The organism is Chitinophaga sp., from assembly GCF_036566945.1.
In the GTDB taxonomy this organism is placed as follows: Bacteria; Bacteroidota; Bacteroidia; order Chitinophagales; family Chitinophagaceae; genus Chitinophaga.
Map to the genome: position 1 here is coordinate 1 of NZ_DATCVJ010000487.1, position 6,726 is coordinate 6,726.

The window sequence follows — 6,726 nt, forward strand, 5'->3', positions numbered from 1 at the left end:
GGTATGGAATTCGGACAAACCACTGTTGAAGACATGCTGGTAAACGTAAACCATGTGCGCGCCGGATATCCGGTTATTTCTCTGGCCAGGGAAATTGGCGGCCCGGCTGATTTATCGAGCTACGGCATCCCTAGTACCAAAGCGGGTAATATTGAGGGAGGAAAGGATGTGAAGGCGATTTACTCCTGGTTTAGTGAAGCAGGATATACCTATAAAAACCGGTATAGTTTAAGCGCTTCTGTACGCAGGGACGCCTCCAGCAGCTTTGGCCGTGATAACCGATATGGTACTTTCTATTCCGGAGGCGGCGCCTGGGTGGTCAGCGATGAAAAATTCCTGCAAAACGTAAAATGGATCAGCTACTTAAAACTACGGGCCAACTATGGAACCAGTGGCTCTCAACTTGGTGATAACTTTCTCACAAGAACGTTGTACGATCCGAGAAGTACATATAGCGGAGCTGGAGCGGCTACCATCTCGGTGTTAGGTAATCCGGATCTGAGATGGGAAGTAACCAAATCGTGGAATGCAGGAGTTGATATGGAGTTCTCTAAACGTTTTACAGCTACGGTAGACGTTTACAAACGTAGTTCTCAGGATCTGTTACAGAAGGTGATGTTACCAGCTTTATCAGGTTTTCCATCGCAATGGCAAAATGCCGCTACGGTAGACAACAAAGGGATAGAACTGGTGGTGAATTCTCAGAACATCAACAGTTCCAATTTTTCCTGGAGTACCTCTTTCAACATCAGCTTTAACAGGAATCAGATTGTTAATGTGGCCAATGATTCATTAAGACAAGGATATTACCCGCAGAATAGTTATTATCTTTTTAAAGGAGATGATATCAATGCTTTAAAAGCTATTAAGTACGCCGGTGTTGATCTCCAATCCGGGAAGCCAAGATTTGAAAAATTGATTTTCGATGCAAAGGGAAATAAAGTCGGTGTAGAATATGTAAATACAATGGCTGAAGTGGATGCTGCTTCTGACAGCAGGCAGTTTCAAGACATCGGTTCTTCCCAGCCAAGATACTATGGGGGTCTTACCAACAACTTTACCTACAAAAGATTTTCACTAAGTGTTTTAATCACGTTTGCGTTGAAATACACTATCATCGATAACTTTGCCGCGTCTTCTCAGGTGGCGAATATTGACCGGGTTAATCAGCTGGCCTATACCAAAAGTCAAATCCCCTGGACCACACCCGGACAAACCAACGCTACAGAGCCGAAACTTTACTATCAGGCTAATACTGACTATTTCGGATCCAGCAAATATATGCATGATGCCAGCAACGCTTCGCTTCGCAATGTTCGGCTAAACTATGACCTGCCGCAATCGCTGACCAACCGTTTGAAACTATCCAACTTTACGGTATATGCAAGTGCAGATAACCTGTATACCCTCTACAATAAAAATATTGTTGCCTCCGGCCCGGAAGGCCCTTCTGTTGGCCAGGCACAAAACTTCGGCAATTCGGCCGGCCCGCTAAGTATACCGAAGCGGTATGTATTTGGACTACAGGTAACATTTTAGTTGAAAGTTAAAAGTATTACAATGAAAAATTACGCCATTATATTTTTGATATCTCTTATTGCAGTAGCCTGCAATAAAAAGATCGATGAGATCAGTCCTCTAATTAAAATTGATAAAGACGGAGAGCTATCGTCTGTCGCCGGAATTGTAGAAGCCACTGTAGGCAATTATTCCCTGTTGCGTGATAATTCCACTGTTTCTATGTCTTATGACGAACCACTGGCAAACTTATCCGAAAGCCGTGGCAACAACGTCACCTTGCGCACCTTCGGACCTGCAGAAAAAATGACGGATGCATTCTTTTATCAAAACAGTAACAGTCCAACGCTTGGTTTCAGCAACGATTTTTATCGTGGCTCCTACCAGCTCATTGTAAGCATCAATACTACTTTGGAGGGGATCGCTGATTTCGAAAATACAAGTTTCGCCTCTTCTTCGGAAGCCGACCAGAACAGTGTGTTGTATGCGAAAGGCGAAAATCATTTCCTGAGGGCACTTGCTTATTTTAACCTGATCAGATTATACGGCAAGCCTTACTATCAGGATGCCGCCAACAGTTCCGGTATTGCATTAAAAAAGACAAGTGATATAAAGGAGATACCCGCACCATCTACTGTTAAGGAAGTATATGATTATATCACAGCAGAATTGAAAACTGCAGCGCAATTGATGAAAACCCCTGTGACAAAGACAAACAGTTTTGCCAGCAAAGAGGCTGCATGGGCATTGTTATCAAGGGTGTATTTGTATATGGGCGGTAACATGGTCAGTCCGGACGCTACTTATAACCAGGCAGCCATCACCTATGCTGACAGTACATTAACACAAAACAACGGAAAACTGGCATTGCTGCAGGGAGACGACTATAAAAAGCTGTTTGCCGCTGACCAGGATGGAGCTATTGGCCGCGCTAAATTTGCGGCCAATAAAGAGATCATTTTTGCATTTGATAACATGACAGGCTACAGTCTCATTGGCCTGCTTTACAACTATGATGCAAATTATGGCTATGGCGGATTTTTTCTGCCATCTTCCGACCTTCAACAATTATTTACAGCCCAGGATATCCGAAGTAATTTTTTTGAGGTCAATCCGGCCACCGGCCTGGCCGAAACAACCAAATTCCTGGTACTGTATAGCCAACTGCTCACCCACGCTCCTAATATATTTTTGCGCACGGGTGAATTGTACCTGAACAGGGCTGAAGCTTATGCTAAAATGAAAAATTACGCGATGGCCAGGGCCGACCTCAGTACCATTCACACCCGCGCTGGGTTACCTGAATCGGACATCACCAGCATCGCTGATCAGGACCTGCTTACAGCGATTCTCAAAGAAAGGCGAATGGAACTTGCCTTTGAAGGACATGCGGGATACGATTGTTTCCGCAATGGATTACCCATGATCCGAAACGCTGCCGATAATAATGGGAAAGCGTTGATCATTCAGCCCGATGATCCAAAAGTGGTGTTGACTACACCGAACTTCTAGAGATACTTAGTATCATAATTAACTTTTTCATAGAAGCCTGATGGCTTCTAAAGGATAATGTTTTGCATTCTACATTTCAAAAACCAATAAAAAATGAGTTACAATCTGAAGATTTCGAAGACTATGTGTCTGACTTTTTTTTCCATCCTTTGTTTCACAGTGGTTTCAATGGGACAGGAAAAATCCAGGTTATTTGTGGGAGACAAAGCGCCGGAGCTTCGTTACGGGAAATGGCTAAAAGGCACTCCTGTTAAGGAGTATAAGAAGGGTCATCTTTATCTTTTCGAGTTTTGGGCAACCTGGTGTGGTCCCTGCATTGCATCTATGCCACATCTTTCTGAATTTGCCCGGGAACATAAAAAAGAAGCTACCGTCATTGCGGTGAATATATGGGAGAAAACCGGCGACAAACCTTATGAGTCCTCGCTTCCCAAAGTCAGCAAATTTGTGACCGGCATCGGCAACAAAATGGACTTCAATGTTATCACCGACAGCAAAGACCAGTTCATGGGAAATGAATGGATGAAGGCTGCCGGACAGGAAGGCATACCTTGTTCGTTTATGGTAAAGGATGGGATCATTCTGTGGATAGGTCATCCGATCGAGCTGGATTCTGTCGTAAATGTAGTAATGTCGGGAAATTACGATGTAGCTGCTACCAGGAAAAAGTTACAGGCAAGAAATGAAGAATCAGATTCTGCAATGCTGCCCTTCCAAAATCTATATAAAGCTTACGAAAAAGCAGTCGCTGATAAGCAATACAATGAGGCCATCCAACTACTGGATTCAGGTATTGCCACTATGCCAGCCTTTGCCGGAACATTCGGTTTCTTTAAGTTCCAAACCTTACTTGAACATGTCAATGAAGATACGGCAATGGCTTTTGTAAGACCATGGCAAGCTACCAAGCCGGGATATGTAGGCTCTACAGCGGCAGTAATTGCAAATCAAAAGGGATGGAAGAAATCAACGTATGAATATGCTTTAGAGCTGTTGAATGCGCAACTGCAAGTACCGCAAATGCCAGCATCTATGGTCTACGAGCAAATGGCCGGCGCATATGCAAATATGAGTGATTATAAAAATGCGGTGCAATACCAGGAGAAGGCAATTACTACTGCAAAACAGTTATTGAAAGAAGGTAAATTCGCCGGCTTCATCATGGAAGATACCATCAAAGCATCTGAGAAGAAACTTGCGGAATTAAAAAAAGAGTTGAAGTAAAACAGCTAACGTAATAGTAACTACTTAGGTCTGAGGTGGGGCGGGCTAAGTAGTTGCTATTACAAGTGAAATATCGAACTTAATCTGCCTAATTTTTCAAAACCTCAGTTTCCCCCTAACATACGCCGCTATCTCCGCCATCACCTCCCTTCCCTCCTCTATTACGCCTCCCATCTGCATGAAGCCATGGATCATTTTCGGGTAAATCATCTCCTTTACTTCCACATGTGCCTGGCGAAGTTTTTCTGCATACAGCACAGCATCATCCCGCAGCGGGTCATATTCTGCTGAGATAATGAACGTATCAGGCACACCGGATAAATCATTATCGTATAACGGTATCGTATTCATTTTACCTGCTGTATAATACTTCCAGAACTCATTGGCGCTCTTTAAAGTGACAATAGGCCCTTCTGCAAACGTAGACCAGGAAGGGGCTGCAAAGGAGCAGTCTGTAAGAGGATAGATGAGGATCTGGCATAAAATATTCTTCAGCTTCGCTGCTACCGCCATGGCTAATGTACCACCGGCGCTATCTCCGGCCACGGCTATACGATGATGGTCTATGCCCAGTTCTGCTGCATGGTGAATGATCCATTCGGTGGTGTCGATACAATCATTCTGGCCGTGCGGAAATGGGTATTCAGGCGCCAGCCGGTAATCAACGGAGATAACGACTACTCCGGATAAATTTGTCAGTTGCCGTAATGGGCGGTCATGTGTTGCAAGACTTCCTTTGAAAAATCCTCCTCCATGAAAATAGACGACTGCCGGTAATACTTTTTTATTATCAGGCCGGTAAATCCTGATGTTAACATTCCGGTCGGTAAATCCGATGGTTTTGTCTTCGACTGAAAATACAGCTTCCTCTTCGCCTGCAAGTGGTATCAACTTTTCATAGCGTGCTCTGGAAGCCTGTAGTTTATCTTCAATAGGTGCAACATTCAGGGAGTGAATGAAAGTCAATGCGTCCTGTACCTGTGGTATAATTTCCATTGTATACTTGTTTTGAAGACAAATTTCATGGCTGGAGAGATATAAAGAAAATAGCTTAATTTATAGGCGGTCATAAAAATAATTATAACTTTATTGCATGGTAAATCTGGAGTGGTACAGAACATTTAAGGCCGTTTATCAAACAGGATCACTAACTGCTGCATCCAGGGCTTTGTTTATATCACAGCCTAATGTGAGTCAGCATATTTCTTCATTGGAAGCACATGTTGGAAAGATATTGTTTGAGCGGAAGCCCAAAATAGTCCCTACAGATTATGGCAAGTTGTTTTATACACAGGTAATTGAACCACTGGAAAAGTTGGAGAAAATAGAGGCTAATTTTAATACGGCTTCTTTTAAAAAGAAGTCACCTATCATCCGGCTGGGTACCGTGCAGGAGTATTTTCAGGCTATCCTATCTGAAAAAATCGCCGCCATTGAGCCCAATCTTATTCTGTCTTTTGGCCGCACTAAAGAGTTATTGGGCAGGTTGCAAAAAGGCTCATTGGATTTTGTGGTGGCGACTAAGTTGACCGAATATAAGCAGCTCGTTTTTGAGCCTATCCGACAAGAAATTTTCATCATCGCCGGGAGTAAAACAATTGACACCACTGATTTTGATCATTACGTTAAGGAAGAATACTGGGAAAGTGCAGAAGCCTGGTTATTATCACAGCCATGGTTTGCCTATACTATAGATCTTGCTATCATACGCAGGTTCTGGCAAAAGAATTTCGACAAACGTCCGGTGATTAAACCATCCTGTGTAATACCGGATATGAATCTGATCTTAAAATCACTGAAGCACTCGATTGCATTAACCATTGCAGCAGATTACCTGCTGGACGATGACCTGAAGATCATCTGGCGTGGCAGAACACCATTGGAGAATGTATTGTATCTTGTTTATGATAAAACAAAAGTAACACCTGACCAGGTGAAGTTGATGAAGGAATTTTGCCGATAAATAAACACACAGTGAACATAATCATCCAGGCTCCGGGTAAAGCCTGATTTTGCACAACGCGAGAAATTCAAAATAAAACAACCAATGCTAAAACGAACAATGCTATCCTGGGCGGTAGCCCTTATTTCCACGGTCGCATTTGCGGATATCCGTTTGCCTAATGTACTGGCAAGTAATATGGTATTACAACAAAAGTCTGACGTAAAGTTATGGGGATGGGCCGGGCCAACGGAAAGAGTGATCATTACCACCTCCTGGGATAATAAGTCTGATACCGTAGTAGCCTCCAGGGATGCCAACTGGAACATTACAGTACACACGCCAGCCGCCGGAGGGCCTTACACGATTACCTTTAAAGGACAGAACACCATCGTGCTGGATAATGTAATGCTGGGAGAGGTATGGGTATGTTCGGGTCAATCCAATATGGAATGGAGCAGCCATCAGCAAATTCAGCAGATCATCGACGAAATACCCAACAGTGCCAATACAAATATCCGGCTCTTTAA

5 protein-coding genes and 1 pseudogene are annotated in these 6,726 nt (G+C 43.5%); 5 read left to right on the top strand and 1 reads right to left on the bottom strand.

Annotated features, from left to right (window positions below; translation table 11 throughout):
* From VIP81_RS14905 to VIP81_RS14915, 3 genes are all read left to right on the top strand, one after another.
* A partial coding sequence (locus VIP81_RS14905) for a TonB-dependent receptor domain-containing protein (protein WP_331962127.1) occupies positions 1-1,539 on the top strand: 1,539 nt, incomplete at its 5' end.
* A 21-nt stretch (positions 1,540-1,560) separates the two neighbouring features.
* On the top strand, positions 1,561-3,030 hold the full coding sequence (locus VIP81_RS14910) for a RagB/SusD family nutrient uptake outer membrane protein (protein ID WP_331962130.1): 1,470 nt from the start codon (positions 1,561-1,563) through the stop codon (positions 3,028-3,030).
* Between the two features lie 168 nt (positions 3,031-3,198).
* Positions 3,199-4,254, top strand: coding sequence for a TlpA disulfide reductase family protein (locus VIP81_RS14915; protein ID WP_331962132.1), 1,056 nt, complete (start codon positions 3,199-3,201; stop codon positions 4,252-4,254).
* 96 nt (positions 4,255-4,350) lie between these two features.
* Here VIP81_RS14915 and VIP81_RS14920 read toward each other — a convergent pair whose 3' ends face one another.
* Positions 4,351-5,250, bottom strand: a complete 900-nt coding sequence (locus VIP81_RS14920; protein WP_331962135.1) for an alpha/beta hydrolase — start codon at positions 5,248-5,250, stop codon at positions 4,351-4,353.
* A 97-nt stretch (positions 5,251-5,347) separates the two neighbouring features.
* Between VIP81_RS14920 and VIP81_RS14925 the strand changes: the two genes are divergently transcribed.
* Positions 5,348-6,217: a LysR family transcriptional regulator gene (locus VIP81_RS14925; RefSeq protein WP_331962138.1), complete on the top strand. Its 870-nt coding sequence runs from the start codon at positions 5,348-5,350 to the stop codon at positions 6,215-6,217.
* Between the two features lie 84 nt (positions 6,218-6,301).
* Positions 6,302-6,726: pseudogene (locus tag VIP81_RS14930) on the top strand (sialate O-acetylesterase); the annotation flags it as partial.

What these genes read in the sequence shown, in the direction of transcription:
- VIP81_RS14925 (WP_331962138.1), top strand. Translation starts at nt 5,348, where the DNA reads ATGGTAAATCTGGAGTGGTACAGAACATTTAAGGCCGTTTATCAAACA.
- VIP81_RS14915 (WP_331962132.1), top strand. Translation starts at nt 3,199, where the DNA reads ATGGGACAGGAAAAATCCAGGTTATTTGTGGGAGACAAAGCGCCGGAG.
- VIP81_RS14910 (WP_331962130.1), top strand. Translation starts at nt 1,561, where the DNA reads ATGAAAAATTACGCCATTATATTTTTGATATCTCTTATTGCAGTAGCC.
- VIP81_RS14920 (WP_331962135.1), bottom strand. Translation starts at nt 5,250, where the DNA reads ATGGAAATTATACCACAGGTACAGGACGCATTGACTTTCATTCACTCC.